This window comes from Enterobacter cloacae complex sp. (assembly GCF_900322725.1).
Classification (GTDB): domain Bacteria; phylum Pseudomonadota; class Gammaproteobacteria; order Enterobacterales; family Enterobacteriaceae; genus Enterobacter; species Enterobacter quasihormaechei.
In genome coordinates this window covers 2,955,301-2,971,906 of the sequence record NZ_LT991957.1, presented here as the reverse complement: position 1 = coordinate 2,971,906, position 16,606 = coordinate 2,955,301, and the positions used below count along the sequence as shown (strand labels likewise).

The following is a 16,606-nucleotide window of genomic DNA, read 5'->3' as shown; positions in this document are numbered from 1 at the left end:
TAATTGCCATACGGAAAAGCATCTGCTATTTATAGCGACCTGATTTTTCCCCCAACATGGGGATCGATAGTGCGTGTTAAGGAGAAGCAACATGCAAGAAGGGCAAAACCGTAAAACATCGTCCCTGAGTATTCTCGCCATCGCTGGGGTGGAGCCGTATCAAGAGAAGCCGGGCGAAGAGTATATGAACGAAGCCCAGCTGTCGCACTTCAAGCGTATTCTTGAAGCATGGCGTAATCAACTCAGGGATGAAGTCGATCGCACCGTTACACATATGCAGGATGAAGCTGCTAACTTCCCGGATCCGGTCGACCGTGCCGCTCAGGAAGAAGAGTTCAGCCTCGAACTGCGTAACCGTGATCGCGAGCGCAAACTGATCAAAAAGATCGAAAAAACGCTGAAGAAGGTCGAGGACGAAGATTTTGGCTACTGCGAATCCTGCGGTGTTGAAATCGGTATTCGTCGCCTGGAAGCGCGTCCAACAGCCGATCTGTGCATCGATTGTAAAACGCTGGCAGAAATCCGCGAAAAACAGATGGCCGGTTAACGCCTGCCCTCTCACTACTGCAAAGGCGGGAGTCTCTCCCGCCTTGTTACCGTTGATATGTCTGAATCTCACTATATCGGGCGCTTTGCGCCATCTCCCTCCGGTGAATTACACTTCGGCTCATTAATTGCCGCGCTCGGCAGCTACCTACAGGCTCGCGCCCGTCAGGGTAAATGGCTGGTCCGCATTGAAGATATCGATCCTCCGCGTGAAGTTCCCGGTGCAGCAGAAACCATTCTGCGTCAGCTGGAACATTACGGTCTTCACTGGGACGGCGAAGTGCTCTGGCAGTCTCAACGCCATGATGCCTACCGTGAACGCCTGGCATGGCTTGCTGAACAGGGTCTTTCCTATAACTGCACCTGCACGCGCGCGCGTATTCAGAGCGTGGGTGGCGTTTACGACGGCCACTGCCGTACGCTGCAAAACGGCCCTGAAAATGCCGCCGTACGGCTGATACAGCGCTCTCCGGTGACGCAGTTTACCGACGTGCTCTCAGGCACCCTTCAGGCGGATGAACGCCTGGCGCGTGAGGATTTTATTATTCACCGTCGTGATGGTCTGTTTGCCTATAACCTGGCAGTCGTCGTCGATGACCATTTTCAGGGCGTCACGGAAATCGTGCGTGGAGCGGATCTCGTCGAACCTACCGTGCGGCAGATATCGCTTTACCAGCAGTTTGGCTGGACGGTGCCGGATTACATCCATCTGCCGCTGGCGGTCAATGAACAGGGGAATAAGCTGTCAAAACAGAATCATGCCCCGGCGCTGCCTGACGGCGATCCGCGCCCGGTTTTGATCGACGCGCTGCGATTTCTCAACCAGAATGTAACGCAGGAATGGCAGGATCTGAGTCTGGATGAATTGCTGAAAAGAGCGGTTGCTGGCTGGACGCTAATGGCCGTGCCAAAAATCCAGCATTCTCAAATGCGTTGCGCTGAGCTATGATTAGCCGCTTTTTTGATAACAAAACACACTACGAGGTGTACTATTTTTACCCGAGTCGCTAATTTTTGCCGTAAAGTGCTGAGCCGCGAAGAGAGCATGGCGAACGACGCTATTGCACAGCCACACATGTCGGTCGTTCCGCGTGAGCAGCACAACATTTCCCGCAAAGATATCAGTGAAAATGCCCTCAAGGTGCTCTATCGTCTGAATAAAGCAGGCTACGAGGCCTATCTCGTCGGCGGCGGGGTTCGCGATTTACTGCTGGGCAAAAAACCAAAAGATTTCGACGTGACGACCAGCGCCACGCCTGAGCAGGTGCGTAAATTATTCCGCAACTGCCGTCTGGTTGGCCGCCGTTTCCGTCTGGCGCACGTGATGTTTGGCCCGGAAATTATTGAAGTGGCGACCTTCCGCGGTCACCACGAAGCGGGCGTCAACGATCGCACCACTTCCCAGCGCGGTCAAAACGGCATGCTGCTGCGCGACAACATCTTCGGCTCTATTGAAGAAGATGCTCAGCGTCGCGATTTCACCATCAACAGCCTTTACTACAGCGTGGCGGATTTCACCGTGCGTGACTACGTCGGCGGCATGCAGGATCTGAAAGACGGCCTGATTCGTCTGATCGGCACGCCAGAAACGCGCTATCGCGAAGATCCGGTCAGGATGCTGCGCGCCGTGCGTTTCGCCGCCAAGCTGAACATGCGTATCAGCCCGGAAACCGCAGAACCTATTCCACGCCTGGCAACGCTGATTAACGACGTGCCCCCTGCCCGTCTGTTCGAAGAGTCATTAAAGCTGCTCCAGGCAGGCTACGGGTTTGAAACCTACAATCTGCTGCGTGAATACAACCTGTTCCAGCCGCTGTTCCCGACCATTACCCGCTACTTCACCGAAAACGGTGACAGCGCAATGGAGCGGATGATTGCGCAGGTGCTGAAGAACACTGACACCCGCATTCATAACGATATGCGCGTTAACCCGGCATTCCTGTTCGCGGCCATGTTCTGGTATCCGCTGCTGGAAACGGCGCAGCGCATCACGCAGGAGAGCGGTCTCGCCTATTATGATGCGTTCGCGCTGGCGGCAAACGACGTGCTGGACGAAGGCTGTCGCACGCTGGCGATCCCGAAACGTATTACCACGCTGGTGCGTGATATCTGGCAGCTTCAGCTGCGCATGTCCCGCCGTCAGGGTAAACGCGCCTGGAAGCTGATGGAGCATCCGAAGTTCCGCGCCGCGTTCGACCTGCTCTCTCTGCGTGCTGAAGTGGAAAGAAACCCGGAGCTACAGCGCCTGGCGCAGTGGTGGGGCGAGTTTCAGGTTTCTGCACCACCGGAGCAAAAAGATATGCTTACGGATCTGGATGATGAGCCGGCACCGCGCCGTCGTCACCGTCGTCCGCGCAAGCGCGCACCGCGTCGTGAAGGCACGGCATGACCCTCGCGTATATCGCCATCGGCAGCAATCTGGCCTCTCCGCTGGAGCAGGTTAACGCTGCCGTGCAGGCGCTGGGGGAGATCCCGCAAAGCCGCATCGTTGCTGCCTCTTCGTTTTACCGTACGCCACCGCTCGGCCCGCAGGATCAGCCTGACTATCTGAACGCCGCCGTGGCGCTGGAAACGGCCTTGGATCCTGAAACGCTGCTGGATAACACCCAGCGCATTGAGCTACAGCAGGGCCGCGTCCGCAAAGCCGAACGCTGGGGGCCGCGCACGCTCGACCTGGATATGATGCTTTTCGGCCACGAGGTGATTAACACCGAACGCCTCACCGTTCCGCATTACGACATGAAAAACCGTGGGTTTATGCTCTGGCCGCTGTATGAAATCGCCCCCGATCTCACCTTCCCTGACGGCATCTCGCTGAAGACCGTTCTGCAAAACCTCAACGTGGAAAAACCGGCCCGCTGGTAATCCCGCGTCACCGTCGATTAGCCATTTGTTAATTGTGGTTAATCGATTGCCTAAAATCATTGTTCCCTCGAATGTTACTGTTAGAATGCGCAAAGATTCGCTTTTGGGCCATCAGGAAACAGTATGAAACCAACCACCATCTCCTTATTGCAGAAATGCAAACAGGAAAAAAAACGCTTCGCCACCATCACCGCGTATGACTACAGCTTCGCAAAACTGTTTGCCGAAGAGGGGATCAACGTCATGCTGGTCGGAGATTCGTTAGGGATGACGGTACAAGGGCATGATTCCACTCTGCCGGTCACGGTCGACGATATTGCATACCATACCCGCGCCGTGCGCCGGGGTGCCCCCGCCTGCCTGCTGCTTTCCGATCTGCCGTTTATGGCGTACGCCACCCCGGAACAGGCCTTTGAAAATGCGGCAGCCGTGATGCGCGCCGGCGCCAATATGGTCAAAATTGAAGGCGGCGCCTGGCTGGTGGACACGGTGAAAATGCTCACCGAACGCGCCGTGCCGGTTTGCGGGCACTTAGGGCTGACGCCGCAGTCAGTAAACATTTTTGGTGGCTATAAGGTTCAGGGGCGCGGCGATGCGGCGCAGACGCTGTTCGATGACGCCGTGGCGCTGGAAGCCGCCGGCGCGCAGCTGCTGGTGCTGGAGTGCGTGCCGGTTGAGCTGGCTAAACGCATCACCGAGGCGCTGTCGATTCCGGTTATCGGCATCGGCGCGGGCAACGTCACCGACGGCCAGATTCTGGTGATGCATGATGCCTTCGGGATCACCGGCGGACATATTCCAAAATTCGCCAAAAATTTCCTGACAGAAGCAGGCGACATGCGCGCTGCGGTGCGGCAGTATATTGCCGAGGTTGAGTCCGGCGTGTATCCGGGCGAAGAACACAGTTTCCATTAAGGAGTCATGGTGTGCTAATCATAGAAACCCTGCCGCTGCTGCGCCAGCATATCCGCCGGGCGCGTCAGGAAGGTAAACGTATCGCACTGGTCCCAACCATGGGCAACCTGCACGACGGCCATATGAAGCTGGTCGATGAAGCGAGAGCCCGTGCAGATATCGTGGTAGTCAGTATCTTCGTTAACCCGATGCAGTTCGATCGTGAAGACGATCTGGCGCGCTACCCGCGCACCTTGCAGGAAGATTGCGAGAAGCTCAAAAAACGTCATGCGGATATCGTCTTCGCGCCGGCTCCGGCAGACGTTTATCCACAGGGAACCGGTGAAGCGACCTACGTGGACGTACCGGGCATTTCCACCATGCTGGAAGGCGCCAGCCGCCCGGGCCATTTCCGCGGCGTCTCCACCATCGTCAGCAAGCTGTTTAACCTAGTGCAGCCGGACATCGCCTGCTTCGGTGAGAAAGATTTCCAGCAGCTGGCGCTGATCCGCAAAATGGTTGCCGACATGGGCTACGACATAGAGATTGTCGGCGTGCCGATTGTGCGTGCAAAAGACGGCCTGGCGCTCAGTTCCCGTAACGGCTACCTGACCGCCGAACAGCGTAAAATTGCGCCGGGCTTAAGCAAAGTCATGAATACCATGGCAGAGCAGCTGCTGGCGAAAGAGTTAACCGCAGAAGAGATTGTTGCTCTGGCTGAACAAGCGCTGAACGACAAAGGTCTTCGCGCTGACGACGTGCAAATTCGGGATGCCGACACGCTTCTGGCGCTGTCAGAGACCAGCAAACGTGCGGTAATTCTGGTGGCGGCATGGCTCGGCCAGGCCCGCCTTATCGACAACAAAGTGGTTGAGCTGGCGTAGTTTTTTCTACCCGGAAGATGAAAGGTAAACGTAATGATTCGCAAAATGCTGCAAGGTAAGCTTCACCGTGTGAAAGTCACTCAGGCCGACCTGCACTATGAAGGCTCCTGCGCGATCGACCAGGATTTTCTCGACGCGGCGGGTATTCTCGAAAACGAAGCGATTGATATCTGGAACGTGAATAACGGCAAACGCTTCTCCACGTACGCGATCGCCGCCGAGCGCGGCTCTAAAATCATCTCCGTGAACGGCGCGGCGGCACACTGCGCGGACGTGGGTGATATTGTGATCATCGCCAGCTTCGTCATGATGTCTGATGAAGAAGCGCGCCGCTGGCAGCCAAAGGTCGCTTACTTTGAAGGCGATAACGACATGAAGCGCACCGCTAAGGCGATTCCGGTTCAGGTTGCCTAGTTATAATCCTTGTTCTTTTATTTACATTACCCGAATATCATTTCGGGTAATGTATTAATCGTAAATATGCCCCTCATAAATATAATTTCTTTCAAATACTGAATTAACTACCCATCACCACCATAAATAATACAAGAGCCTTTATTAAGACTTATACCATAAAATCACCTTAACTTATTTTTAAGTAATTCTAATGCACCCGCCCTATCTTCCCTCCCGCGCTTCCATTACCATTTTCGTCGCGAAATATTAATTCGGCAAAAACATATTCTTTTCATATGTTTAACTCTCAAAAATTTAATATGGATATAATGATGTCTTTAAATAAATTAGGTTTGGCTACAGTAGTAGCACTGGTTCTGAGCGCAGGTTCTGCAATGGCTGATGAAGGTATCCCTTCTGATACCGGCACCGTAACTTTCCACGGTATGGTTTCCAACAATACCTGTAAAGTCTCTCTGGACCAGAAGATTAACCAGGAAGGCAATGATTTCGACGTTAACCTGGATACCGTATTTGTAAAAGACTTCGGTACTGCACTGGGTACCACCAGCACACTGGGCGAAAAGAAATTCGCTCTGACGCTGACTGGCTGTGATTCCGCAACAGTGGCCAAAGCCTCAGCACAATTTGATTCATGGGCAGGTTCTGCATCAACCGACGGCGGCCTGCTGGTTCCACCAGGCAACACCCAGGGCGCAGCGAAGAACGTTAACCTGGTACTGTCGAACGACGGTAACTCCGTAACTGAACAAGTCAAACTGGATCAGGCTAACAACACTCAGAAAGCCACCATCGATGCCAACGGTGCAGGCGCACTGTACTACCGCGTAGCCTACACCCAGGGTCAGGGCTGGGATGCAGCAAGCAACCCGGTTTCTGCTGGTGTTGTTCAGGCACAAGCTGCCTTCACTATGATCTACGAATAATGTCCAGAACATAGTTTAAAAGTACGTCTTACCCCCTGACATCCGTCGGGGGTTTATTTAATAGCATTCCAAGGGAAGTGGAAAAATGTTAGTCAAAGCAATCATTAAGGGATTAAAAGTCGTCTGCCTGTCGGCAGCCGTTTTCGCATCATTCCAAGCAAGTGCCGATATCGTGATTTCTGGCACGCGAATCGTCTATCCGCAATCGCAGAAAGATGTCATTGTCACGTTAGACAACCGCGGTAAAAAACCGCTGCTGGTACAATCATGGCTCGATGATGGTCGCGATGATACCAACCCGCAGGAACTAAAATTACCGTTTATCATTACGCCACCGGTTTCCCGAATCGATCCGCAAAAAGGTCAATCTGTTCGTATCGCCTATTTAGGTGGATCGCTGCCGCAGGACAGAGAATCCCTGTTCTGGTTCAACGTGCTTGAGATCCCACCGAAATCAAAAGTGAAAGAGGGTGAGAGCCCAAACCTGCTCCAGCTGGCGTTCCGTACGCGCATTAAACTCTTCTTCCGTCCTGATGGCCTGAAGGGTACGCCAGGCGATGCCGCAGCCCACGTCACCTGGTCGCAGCAGAAGCAAGGGAATGCTGTAAATTTGGTCGCACATAACAATTCGCCTTACAACGTTTCCATTGCAAACGTCACGTTGAAAACAGGCACTAAAACGTATCAGGTTGAACACAAATCTGTTTTGCCATTTAGCACGCAGGCAATGCAGGTTAAGGGATTAACCAATACCGTTGCGGGCTCTGTGTCTTACGAAGCCATTAATGACAATGGCGGCTCAGACACTTTCGACGCCAGCATTAAATAAGCAACTCACAGCCCCATTATAAATATAAGTTGTTTGAATACTTCGGGTATTCAAACGTGACCTGATTGGTAAAATCATGTTATTTCAACGATCACTTTTATGTCTCGCTATTTGCGCTGCACTGCCGCTGTATGCCAGCGAAAATGAAAATAACGCTGTCGACAACATTTCCGAATCAGATTCAGCCGTTGAATTTAACGACCAGTTTCTTATCGATAATAGTGGGAGTATCAACGTCGATCGTTATGCTTACGGTAACCCGGTTCTGCCGGGAACCTACCGCGTCAAGGTCAATTTGAATGGCAAGTCAAAATCCACGCTTGAGATAAACTTTGTTGATAATAAAACGCCGCGCGCCTCGGCGTGTCTGACGAAACTTATCCTGTCCCAATCAGGCATTGATACCAGCGTCTTGAAAAATGACGAACAGGATGACGAAACGGCCTGCGTAAACATCAAGGAAAACTATCCCGGCGCGTCTGCAAACTTTGACAGCGGCAAACAGGAGATAGACCTTAATTTCCCGCAGATCTACGTGCTTAAGCAGCCCGCAGGCTATGTCGACCCCTCGCTTTGGGAAGACGGCGTGCCGGCGGGGCTGCTCTCTTACGATCTCAACGCATGGCATAGCGAAACGAGCGGGACGAGTTCGGATACCGCCTATGCGGGGTTGCGCTATGGCCTGAACATGGGACCGTGGCGCTTGCGCTCTCGCGGCAGCCTGAACTGGGAAAGCGACAACGGTTCCCACTATTCGAGTCAGGACATTTATCTTCAGCGCGATATCACGCCCCTGAATGCACAGCTGGTTTTGGGTGATTCCTTCACCCGCGGCGACGCTTTTGATTCTGTAAACCTGCGCGGTGCGCGCATGTATAACGACGATCGCATGCTCCCTCAGGGGGCATCTGGCTACGCGCCCGTCATCCGCGGCGTGGCTAACAGTAACGCCAAAGTCAGCGTGGTCCAGAGCGGCAACAAGATTTATGAAACCACCGTCCCGCCGGGCGCATTTGAGATTAACGACCTCAGCACAACGGGCTATGGCAACGATTTGATTGTCACCGTTGAGGAAGCGGACGGAAGCAAACGTACGTTTACCGTGCCGTTCTCCTCTGTCACCCAAATGCTTCGTCCAGGCTCAAGCCGTTGGGACGTGGGCTTAGGAGAGCTGAGCGATGATTCACTGCGCGACAAACCCAACGTGGGTTACGCCACCTACGCCTATGGTCTGAACAACACGTTTACCGGCTACGTGGGTGCACAGTACACGGATATGGATTTCTACGCCGGGCTGCTGGGTCTGGCCATGAACACCAGCATCGGTGCATTTGCGTTCGACGTCACCCAGTCACATGCGGATATCGACGGCCTCGGTACGCTCAAAGGACAAAGTTACCGGCTGACCTACAGCAAAATGCTGGAAACAACCAATACCTCGTTCAACGTGGCCGCGTATCGCTTCTCCACGGAAGATTACCTCAGTCTGAATGATGCCGCCTCTCTACAGGACGGTATTCATAACGAGGAGTACGGCAACCGCACCTACGACAGCAACGCCGAGCTTTACGCTGACTATCAGCGTACGAAAAATCAGGTGCAGATCAGCCTTAACCAGCCCCTGAACAGGAATGGCGAAGACTATGGATCGCTCTACGTCAGCGGTACCTGGCAGGATTACTGGAACAACACCAGCTCTACGTCTGACTACAGCCTGGGCTATAACAACAGCTTTGCATACGGTAGCTACAGCGTGTCGGTCCAGCGCACCTATGACGATTCGGGCGAGAAAGACGATAGCGTGTATCTCAACGTCAGTGTTCCGTTCAGCGTATTCAGCAAAGAGAGTTCCCAGACGGGCGGCTTTAACAACATCAACATGAGCCTGCGCTCAGATTTAAAGGGTGGCACCAGCTTCAACTCGACGGCGAGCGGCAGCACCCAAAATAACGACCTGAGCTACTCGGTCAGCGAATCGTCAAGCGGGGGCAACTTCGGCAACCTGAACCAGATCAGCGGCTTTAGCTCCTGGAATAGCCCGTACGGGCCGCTCGGCCTGTCAGCCTCCTTTGGTGATGACAACAGCAAACAATACTCGGCGAGCTACAGCGGTGGCATGGTGGTTCACTCGGGCGGCGTGGTCCTTGCACCGGGCAGCATCGGCGAAACGGATTCGCTGGCACTGGTAAAAGCCAGCGGCGCCAAAAATGCGCGTCTGGGCTACGGCCAGGGCCGCATTAACAGCTCGGGCTATGGAATCATGCCGTCGATGTCCGCCTACCGGGAAAACCGGGTTTACCTGGATATCAGCACCCTCGAAGCGGATGTTGAAATCAAAAACACCAGCGCCGTCACCGTGCCGCGAAACGGTTCCGTCGTGTTAGTTAATTTTGAAACGGACGAGGGACGTTCGCTGGTACTGGATCTGCATCGTTCTGATAAAGGCTTCATTCCGTTAGGCGCCGACGTGCTGAACGAGAAAAACGAGCCTATCGGTACGGTCGGTCAGGCAGGTCAGGCCTACGTGCGCGGCGTAGAAGATAAAGGCGTCCTTCGCGTGGTATGGGGCAGTGACGGTACCAGTACCTGCACCGTGCGCTATCAAATCCCGGCCGATGCGAAGAAGGTTGGCCTCACCACCCTTCTGAATAATCAGCAGTGTCAAATGTAAAGCTTTAAACAGGGAATAACATCCATGGGAAATAATATGAAGAAACAACATTGCGGTTATTCGTTAATCGCATTAAGTCTGTTAGCGATGTCGGGTGCAGCTGCGGCCACCGAGCTGAACGTTAACTTTACCGCCAATATTCGCGAAACCACCTGTGATATGAAGCTGGTGGGGGGCGATGGTTCAAATACAGCACAAACGCTGACGCTGGGTAACAACGGTCAGGCGCGTATTGATGATATTCGTGCGGGTAACGTCACGGCAAAGTTCAAAATTGCCATTATTGATTGCCCATCATCCTTACGTACTCTGAAAACAACCGTTAAAGGCTCGCCGGCATCTTATTTAAAAACAGGGCTTGTTAACCAGCTTAAAGGGGCGGGTTTCGCTAACTATTCTGCGGTAGAAATTGCGCGCGAATCCGCACCAACAGCACCATTCACCGTTAACTCCACCGATGATTCCAAACGTCTGGTCTGGACGCAGGAGGAAATCACAAATAAAGAAGTTCCGCTGATAGCCACCCTGCGTGAAACCTCTGCTAATGAATTGACAATTGGTCAATTTCAGACTGTCGGTACCTTTGAATTTACTTACGAATGATCTGAGCAGGAATACGGAGCACTATCATGAAATTTAACTCAGCTTTTATCGCCCTGTCCGTTTCTGCCGTTTTATTCTCTGGCATGACAAACGCGGCCATTACGGGTACCGGCAGTGTAGAAATGACCTTTAAGAGCACGATCACCTCTGGCACCTGCGCAGCAAATATGGTTAACGGAGCAGGCACGACAGCAACAGAAATCGGCTTTGGGGACGTATTCAAGTCCGACCTGGTTAACAAAACCCGCGTGGAGCCGCTGAAAATTAGCCTCAGCAATTGTTCAGGCGTAACGAAAGCAACGGTCACCGCAACAAAAGGTGCCGGCGGCGCTTGTACCGGTAACGCCGCGAACGGCGACTCGTTCTCTGGCGGTTCTTCAACGGGTTTTGAAGTCTGGTCAGGCGAAGTGGATAGCGGCAAGCTGCTGAGCTGCGGCACACCACCGGCGGCTCAGGAAGTCACCATCACTGATGGTGCAGGTGAATTCCCAATGAAATCCCGTATCGTCATTGCGAAAGACAAAACCATCGCTGACGTAACGGCAGGCACAGTAACCGCGCCAGTGACCTTTACTATCGCTTATCCGTAATCCCAGGAACCCTTATGCCACAATCACCGTTTATATTATACCAGCCCGGTCTTGTGTTGCTTATGGCTCTGGCTGGCGGGAGTCTGCCTGGCGTAAGCCAGGCAGGTGCTGGGCTCGACGTAAATCTTACAGCCAATATTGTTAATAGCACCTGCAAGTTAAGCGTCGAGAATGGCGGAGAAATTTATCTCCCCAACGTAATGCGGAATTGGTTTTATAACGCTGATGGTAGCGATCGGTATACGGCTACCGATGATGCAAGCGGAACCCCTTTTAAGATCCATGTTGATGATTGCTACGGAGACAGCAGCACGGCTAAAAAGCTGAATTTTAGCTTCTCGCCACAATCAGGATTTTGGCCGGGACAAAACCAGGTATTTAAAAGTGAAGAGACTGTTGCAGGGGCAGCCAAAAATGTTGGCGTCGTCCTTTTCTCGGAGAAAAATAAAACCAACGTTTTAAACAGCGATGGTACGTCAAAAGTCGTCTATGACGTGAGTGGTCAAGGTACCGCATTTTTAAGGGATTATCAGTTCTACGTCAGATATCAGAATGTCGGGGTTGTAACTGGCGGTATTGTCACGAGCAAAGTGCTGGTTGATGTCACTTACGAGTAATAACCAGAACAGGATACGGATGAGAATGTTCAACTATATAATACATAAAAATATTTTTAAAAGAACGATGGCTTTTGTCTCTACATGTTTATTATTATCTCTCAGTCCAATTAGCTGGGCAGGGGAGTGTCGAATAAATAATGGACATGGCGGAACAACTACGCTTGTCAATTCCCAATACTCTGGTGCTACGGTGCGACTCCCTCCACCAGTCGCTTTTACCGCAATCGCCTCATTTATAGTTAATCTGACACCAGGAATTCAGGGTAAATGTGGTCCAGGAGACGATGATTATAATCTTCTGTCACAAACAAACCCTGAGTTGTTGAAGGGTGGGTGGAACGGTAGTGCCATGTTCGAAACAAATATCCCCGGCATCTATTATCTCGTTAGGGTTCGCGTTTCGGAAGGCGGAGGTGCGGGAGGATATTTTGCGACGAACACCACAGGTTGGGCCACCGTCGCCGGGTCCGACAGAAGTGACCCTTGGGATGAGAAATGGCTTAACACACAGGTGGACGTCTTTATTAGTGATGGCTATGTTGGCAATCCAAATAAAACAACCGTAATAAAGCCTAAGGCTGGCACACTCGGAAAAATGGCACTTGGCACTGATCCAAATGATAGCAATAACAAACCCTACACGTTTATGGTCACTGAGGACTCATTCCAGATCCCCATCGTGCTGCCAACCTGCGATATCGCCATGCTGTCAGACGGCACGGACACGGTGAATCTGGGGGATTATTTTGTTTCCGATATCAAAAATAACAACGTCAAAGACGTGCCCTTCTCCATACATTTAAATAGCTGCACCAGCACGACGAAGTTTACCACCAAGCTTACGACCACAAAGCTGACGGGCACAGGCAACGATTTGCTGGGCAACACCCTTACATCGGGGGCGGAAGGCGCAGGCGTGCGGATCATGTATAACGGAAATTCGCAGCTTATTCCAAATAACGCGAACTCGTCGTACATCATGACGGATACCACCGTTCCCGGCTCGACGCAGATTAACTACGTGGCTCAGTTGGTCGCGAATGGCAGTACGGTCAAGCCCGGCGCGTTTAAGGCTACAGGCGTGTTCACCCTCTCCTACGACTAATCCCTACCCCTGCGGCTGATTACTGATCAGCCGCGACATCGTCTCCAGCGAATCCGTTCTTAAGATATACAGGCGTTTCAGTAAGAACGGATTATCCCCCGGCTTCACCTTCCCCTTCATCGTCGTCACGGCCAGATGGAAACCGGCATCATTCGCCGCCTTTATCGCTTTTTTGTCATAGCCGCCAAACGGATACGACAGATACAGCACGCGCGGATTGAACTGCGCCAGCGCACGCCGCGAGCGTTCAAAATCAAACAGGATCACATGATAGCTGCGGCTCAGTAAGATGGGATGTTTATACCCATCCACGCGATGCAGAAAATGGGTGTGAGACTGGATGTCGAACACGTCCTGGATGCTCTTAATTTCCTGAACGCTCATGAACTGTAGCGATTTTGGGTCCCACTTTTGCGGATGGCCCTTGATACGGGATGAAATAATAAACGCCGTCGCGTTGAAGCCATACTTTTTCAGCACCGGATACGCGTAGCGGCTCACCGATTTGAGGCCGTCGTCAAAGGTGATCACCACCGCTTTCGCGGGCAGATTCATTTTGTTACGCACGTACCCTTCCAGCTGGTACATCGTCAGCGTGGTATAGCCTTGATCGCGTAGCCAGGCCATCTGGTTATTAAACGCGCGTACGCTGGTCGTCGTGGAGGTGTGGCGAAAACGGGTGTTCTCTTCATCACGCAGAATATGATGGTAGGTCAGAACCGGCAGCCCGTTATCTTCCTGCGCGTCCAGGCTACTGATCCACGCCAGACGATTGCCGATACGGATCTGGAACCAGGTCTGGTTCAGGCGGTCTTTCAGCTTATTCAGGATCGGATAGCGAAGATTGGCGCTTAAGGTGCCAAACGGCGCGCTTCCGCTGCTGGGAGCATTGTAGACAGGCGTGTCTTTCCAGGTGATGAGGTTTTGATTACTGAGCGGCTTATTGAGGTCGCCCAGGCTATCCTCAACGCGTTGTTTACCCTGCACTTTCTCAAGGTGGTCTTTATCAATAAAGCCCGTGCCAAATCCAAAACGAAATTCGTAGTAATCAGCTGCCGCCGGAAAAACGGCGAGGATCTGCCCGGCGCGGACGTTACCCACGTTCACCACGGCGTTACCCACCTGCGCCCATATGGCCGCATCTTCAGTGGTTTGCATATATTGAGCAGGCAGGCCTTGCTGACTGGTCAGGCTGGCAGACGCCCCACCGGATACCAGTAGCAGAAGGATAAAGATAACGCGCATGAGCATGGGATATAAATCGACACGGAAAATCAGCCGCCATTGTAGCAAAAGCGTCATCAATACCAATGTTTAATGCTTATACAGATCGTGAAGCAGAACGAAAGGCGGGTTTTTCTGCTGCTGGTGCCATAAGCTACTCACGCCCGGCAAGCCCTGCGCCACAATGGCGTGGCGAAACTCAGCGCTGCTCAACGTTGCGCGTAGCGGGTACATGACTTCGAGTAATGGCAGGCTGATACCGGAGATCACTTCACAATTATCGTGCTTGTGGCTCATTAACGCCGCTGAACGATAAGGCGCCGCGCCCGATCTGTCGGTGAGAAAAATCACCCCATCACCGGTGTCGGTTTCATGCAGCGCGTCGCACATCATTCGGCTGAGCATGTTGGTGCTTAGCCCTCGCCAGTAGTTTACCGCGCGGCATTGCGCCAGGGGACCAAATCGGGCCTCCAGCTTCAGCAGCATTTCCTGCGCCACTTCATCGTGGCAGGTGATCACCCATCCCAGCATAACGTCTCTCCTTAGCAGGCGAGTAGTTTACCGGAGTGAAGGTTAGTTTATGGTGATAACTGTCAAAGAAAGTGCCCGGCAGACGGTACGTCGCCGGGCAGAAGGCAGAGGTTTAGCTACGCAGGCCGCGACCACGCTGGATCAGATACCAGCACAGCAGGTAGAACGCCACGATAAACACCGCCAGCACGACAACGGTGGTGAACAGCGGCACGTCGGTAATGCCGAGGAAACCGAAGCGGAAACCGCTGATCATATAGACAATCGGGTTCAGGTGCGAGAGCGCCTGCCAGAACGGCGGCAGCAGCGTCAGGGAGTAGAACACCCCGCCGAGGTAGGTCAGCGGCGTCAGCACAAAGGTCGGGATCAGGCTGATGTCGTCAAACGTTTTCGCGAACACCGCATTCAGCAAGCCGGCCAGCGAGAACAGGATTGCCGTCAGCAGCAGCGTCAGCGCCACGAACAGCCAGGAGTGAACCTGGAACGGCACGAAGAACAGAGAAATGGCCGTTACCAGGATCCCCACGCACAGCCCGCGCGCCACGCCGCCGCCCACGTAACCGGCGATGATGACGTGCGTTGGCACCGGCGCCACCAGCAGCTCTTCAATGTTGCGCTGGAACTTGGCGCTGAAGAACGACGACGCCACGTTCGCATAAGCGTTGGTGATCACCGCCATCATGATCAGGCCCGGCACGATGAACTGCATATAGGTGAAACCGTGCATCTCACCGATGCGGGAACCAATCAGGTTACCGAAAATGATGAAGTAGAGCGTCATGGTGATAACCGGCGGCACCAGGGTTTGCACCCAGATACGCATAAAGCGGTTGATCTCTTTCGCCCAGATGCTTTTCAGCGCGACCCAGTAAAGATGCGTCATGCCTTGTCTCCTTGTTTATCGTGCACCAGAGAGACAAACAGCTCTTCCAGTCGGTTCGCTTTGTTACGCATACTTAATACCTGAATGCCCTGCGCGCTCAGCTGTGAAAACACGCTGTTGATCCCCTGCTCGCGCAGCACTTCCACTTCCAGCGTCGAGGTATCGACCAGACGGTAGTTATACCCCTCCAGCTTCGGCAGCGCGCTTTTCGCCGCCAGATCGAGGATAAAGGTCTCTGATTTCAGTTTGGAGAGCAGATTCTTCATCGAGGTGTTTTCCACCAGCTCGCCGTGCTGGATAATGCCGATATTGCGGCACAGCATTTCCGCCTCTTCCAGATAGTGCGTGGTCAGAATGATGGTGGTGCCTTTATCGTTCAGATCCTTCAGGAAGCCCCACATGGATCGACGCAGTTCAATATCCACCCCGGCGGTCGGCTCATCGAGAATAAGCAGCTTTGGCTCATGCATCAGCGCGCGGGCAATCATCAGGCGGCGCTTCATTCCTCCGGACAACATTCGCGCGCGTTCGTTACGCTTTTCCCACAGATCGAGCTGTTTCAGGTACTTTTCGCTGCGCTCCAGCGCCTCTTTACGCTCGACGCCGTAGTAGCCCGCCTGGTTAACCACAATCTGCTGCACCGTTTCAAACGGGTTGAAGTTAAACTCCTGCGGCACCAGCCCAAGCTGACGCTTGGCGTTGACCACGTCTTTTTGCAGATCGTAGCCAAACACGCTGACGCGTCCGGAAGTTTTATTGACCAGCGAGCTGATGATCCCGATGGTGGTGGATTTCCCCGCCCCGTTCGGCCCCAGAAGCGCGTAGAAATCTCCCGCTTCGACTTTAAGATCTATCCCGCGCAGCGCCTGAACGCCTCCCGGGTAGGTTTTTTTGAGCTGTTCCAGCTCCAGTGCAATCGCCATGAATTCAACTTACCTTAAGTTCTGACACACGTTGTGTGGTTTCATTAAAAGTCGGGTTACCCTATAGTAGCGCAACGCAATCACTTGGTTACAGG

At 53.1% G+C, this 16,606-nt stretch carries 18 protein-coding genes; 14 read left to right on the top strand and 4 right to left on the bottom strand.

Features of this window, described 5'->3' with window-relative positions; translation table 11 throughout:
* Window positions 1–91 precede the first annotated feature (91 nt).
* The 14 genes from dksA (at window position 92) to DBR02_RS14655 (ending at window position 12,950) form a co-directional block, all read left to right on the top strand.
* Entirely contained in the window at window positions 92–547 is a 456-nt protein-coding gene (dksA, locus tag DBR02_RS14720; RefSeq protein WP_001155232.1) for an RNA polymerase-binding protein DksA, read from the top strand.
* A gap of 57 nt (window positions 548–604) precedes the next feature.
* Entirely contained in the window at window positions 605–1,495 is an 891-nt protein-coding gene (gluQRS, locus tag DBR02_RS14715) for a tRNA glutamyl-Q(34) synthetase GluQRS (protein ID WP_107534720.1), read from the top strand.
* 42 nt (window positions 1,496–1,537) lie between these two features.
* Window positions 1,538–2,935: a polynucleotide adenylyltransferase PcnB gene (pcnB, locus tag DBR02_RS14710; RefSeq protein WP_074177770.1), complete on the top strand. Its 1,398-nt coding sequence runs from the start codon at window positions 1,538–1,540 to the stop codon at window positions 2,933–2,935.
* Window positions 2,932–3,411, top strand: a complete 480-nt coding sequence (folK, locus tag DBR02_RS14705) for a 2-amino-4-hydroxy-6-hydroxymethyldihydropteridine diphosphokinase (protein WP_107534719.1) — start codon at window positions 2,932–2,934, stop codon at window positions 3,409–3,411. The genes pcnB and folK overlap by 4 nt, the downstream gene beginning before the upstream one ends.
* Before the next feature lie 123 nt (window positions 3,412–3,534).
* Window positions 3,535–4,326 (top strand): 3-methyl-2-oxobutanoate hydroxymethyltransferase, encoded by a 792-nt coding sequence (panB, locus tag DBR02_RS14700; RefSeq protein WP_107534718.1) that lies wholly within the window; start codon window positions 3,535–3,537, stop codon window positions 4,324–4,326.
* A gap of 11 nt (window positions 4,327–4,337) precedes the next feature.
* A complete protein-coding gene (gene panC / locus DBR02_RS14695) occupies window positions 4,338–5,189 on the top strand; it encodes a pantoate--beta-alanine ligase (RefSeq protein ID WP_107534717.1) in 852 nt (283 codons plus the stop codon).
* Between the two features lie 33 nt (window positions 5,190–5,222).
* Complete coding sequence (gene panD, locus DBR02_RS14690; RefSeq protein WP_006810068.1) at window positions 5,223–5,603, top strand: aspartate 1-decarboxylase; 381 nt, start codon at window positions 5,223–5,225, stop codon at window positions 5,601–5,603.
* A gap of 314 nt (window positions 5,604–5,917) precedes the next feature.
* Window positions 5,918–6,532 (top strand): fimbrial protein, encoded by a 615-nt coding sequence (locus tag DBR02_RS14685; protein ID WP_107534716.1) that lies wholly within the window; start codon window positions 5,918–5,920, stop codon window positions 6,530–6,532.
* 85 nt (window positions 6,533–6,617) lie between these two features.
* Window positions 6,618–7,361, top strand: a complete 744-nt coding sequence (locus DBR02_RS14680; RefSeq protein WP_107534715.1) for a fimbrial chaperone — start codon at window positions 6,618–6,620, stop codon at window positions 7,359–7,361.
* 76 nt (window positions 7,362–7,437) lie between these two features.
* A complete protein-coding gene (locus DBR02_RS14675) occupies window positions 7,438–10,032 on the top strand; it encodes an outer membrane usher protein (protein WP_107534714.1) in 2,595 nt (864 codons plus the stop codon).
* Window positions 10,033–10,068: 36 nt separating this feature from the next.
* Entirely contained in the window at window positions 10,069–10,635 is a 567-nt protein-coding gene (locus DBR02_RS14670) for a fimbrial protein (protein WP_107535653.1), read from the top strand.
* A 26-nt stretch (window positions 10,636–10,661) separates the two neighbouring features.
* Window positions 10,662–11,225, top strand: a complete 564-nt coding sequence (locus DBR02_RS14665) for a fimbrial protein (RefSeq protein WP_107534713.1) — start codon at window positions 10,662–10,664, stop codon at window positions 11,223–11,225.
* Window positions 11,226–11,239: 14 nt separating this feature from the next.
* On the top strand, window positions 11,240–11,842 hold the full coding sequence (locus DBR02_RS14660) for a fimbrial-like protein (protein ID WP_107534712.1): 603 nt from the start codon (window positions 11,240–11,242) through the stop codon (window positions 11,840–11,842).
* Between the two features lie 352 nt (window positions 11,843–12,194).
* Entirely contained in the window at window positions 12,195–12,950 is a 756-nt protein-coding gene (locus DBR02_RS14655) for a fimbrial protein (RefSeq protein ID WP_107534711.1), read from the top strand.
* 3 nt (window positions 12,951–12,953) lie between these two features.
* On the opposite strand, the gene DBR02_RS14650 is transcribed toward DBR02_RS14655, so the two are convergent.
* The 4 genes from DBR02_RS14650 to DBR02_RS14635 all read right to left on the bottom strand — a co-directional run bounded on the left by DBR02_RS14650 (window position 12,954) and on the right by DBR02_RS14635 (window position 16,511).
* Window positions 12,954–14,201 (bottom strand): polysaccharide deacetylase family protein, encoded by a 1,248-nt coding sequence (locus DBR02_RS14650; RefSeq protein WP_107534710.1) that lies wholly within the window; start codon window positions 14,199–14,201, stop codon window positions 12,954–12,956.
* A 63-nt stretch (window positions 14,202–14,264) separates the two neighbouring features.
* Window positions 14,265–14,705, bottom strand: coding sequence for a PTS sugar transporter subunit IIA (locus tag DBR02_RS14645; protein ID WP_063867474.1), 441 nt, complete (start codon window positions 14,703–14,705; stop codon window positions 14,265–14,267).
* Between the two features lie 112 nt (window positions 14,706–14,817).
* A complete protein-coding gene (locus tag DBR02_RS14640; RefSeq protein WP_006810078.1) occupies window positions 14,818–15,588 on the bottom strand; it encodes an ABC transporter permease in 771 nt (256 codons plus the stop codon).
* Window positions 15,585–16,511, bottom strand: a complete 927-nt coding sequence (locus DBR02_RS14635) for an ABC transporter ATP-binding protein (protein ID WP_003856300.1) — start codon at window positions 16,509–16,511, stop codon at window positions 15,585–15,587. The genes DBR02_RS14640 and DBR02_RS14635 overlap by 4 nt, the downstream gene beginning before the upstream one ends.
* Window positions 16,512–16,606 lie beyond the last annotated feature (95 nt).

What these genes read in the sequence shown, in the direction of transcription:
- dksA (WP_001155232.1), top strand. Translation starts at nt 92, where the DNA reads ATGCAAGAAGGGCAAAACCGTAAAACATCGTCCCTGAGTATTCTCGCC.
- gluQRS (WP_107534720.1), top strand. Translation starts at nt 605, where the DNA reads ATGTCTGAATCTCACTATATCGGGCGCTTTGCGCCATCTCCCTCCGGT.
- folK (WP_107534719.1), top strand. Translation starts at nt 2,932, where the DNA reads ATGACCCTCGCGTATATCGCCATCGGCAGCAATCTGGCCTCTCCGCTG.
- panB (WP_107534718.1), top strand. Translation starts at nt 3,535, where the DNA reads ATGAAACCAACCACCATCTCCTTATTGCAGAAATGCAAACAGGAAAAA.
- panD (WP_006810068.1), top strand. Translation starts at nt 5,223, where the DNA reads ATGATTCGCAAAATGCTGCAAGGTAAGCTTCACCGTGTGAAAGTCACT.
- DBR02_RS14685 (WP_107534716.1), top strand. Translation starts at nt 5,918, where the DNA reads ATGTCTTTAAATAAATTAGGTTTGGCTACAGTAGTAGCACTGGTTCTG.
- DBR02_RS14680 (WP_107534715.1), top strand. Translation starts at nt 6,618, where the DNA reads ATGTTAGTCAAAGCAATCATTAAGGGATTAAAAGTCGTCTGCCTGTCG.
- DBR02_RS14675 (WP_107534714.1), top strand. Translation starts at nt 7,438, where the DNA reads ATGTTATTTCAACGATCACTTTTATGTCTCGCTATTTGCGCTGCACTG.
- DBR02_RS14670 (WP_107535653.1), top strand. Translation starts at nt 10,069, where the DNA reads ATGAAGAAACAACATTGCGGTTATTCGTTAATCGCATTAAGTCTGTTA.
- DBR02_RS14665 (WP_107534713.1), top strand. Translation starts at nt 10,662, where the DNA reads ATGAAATTTAACTCAGCTTTTATCGCCCTGTCCGTTTCTGCCGTTTTA.
- DBR02_RS14660 (WP_107534712.1), top strand. Translation starts at nt 11,240, where the DNA reads ATGCCACAATCACCGTTTATATTATACCAGCCCGGTCTTGTGTTGCTT.
- DBR02_RS14655 (WP_107534711.1), top strand. Translation starts at nt 12,195, where the DNA reads ATGTTCGAAACAAATATCCCCGGCATCTATTATCTCGTTAGGGTTCGC.
- DBR02_RS14650 (WP_107534710.1), bottom strand. Translation starts at nt 14,201, where the DNA reads ATGCTCATGCGCGTTATCTTTATCCTTCTGCTACTGGTATCCGGTGGG.
- DBR02_RS14645 (WP_063867474.1), bottom strand. Translation starts at nt 14,705, where the DNA reads ATGCTGGGATGGGTGATCACCTGCCACGATGAAGTGGCGCAGGAAATG.
- DBR02_RS14640 (WP_006810078.1), bottom strand. Translation starts at nt 15,588, where the DNA reads ATGACGCATCTTTACTGGGTCGCGCTGAAAAGCATCTGGGCGAAAGAG.
- DBR02_RS14635 (WP_003856300.1), bottom strand. Translation starts at nt 16,511, where the DNA reads ATGGCGATTGCACTGGAGCTGGAACAGCTCAAAAAAACCTACCCGGGA.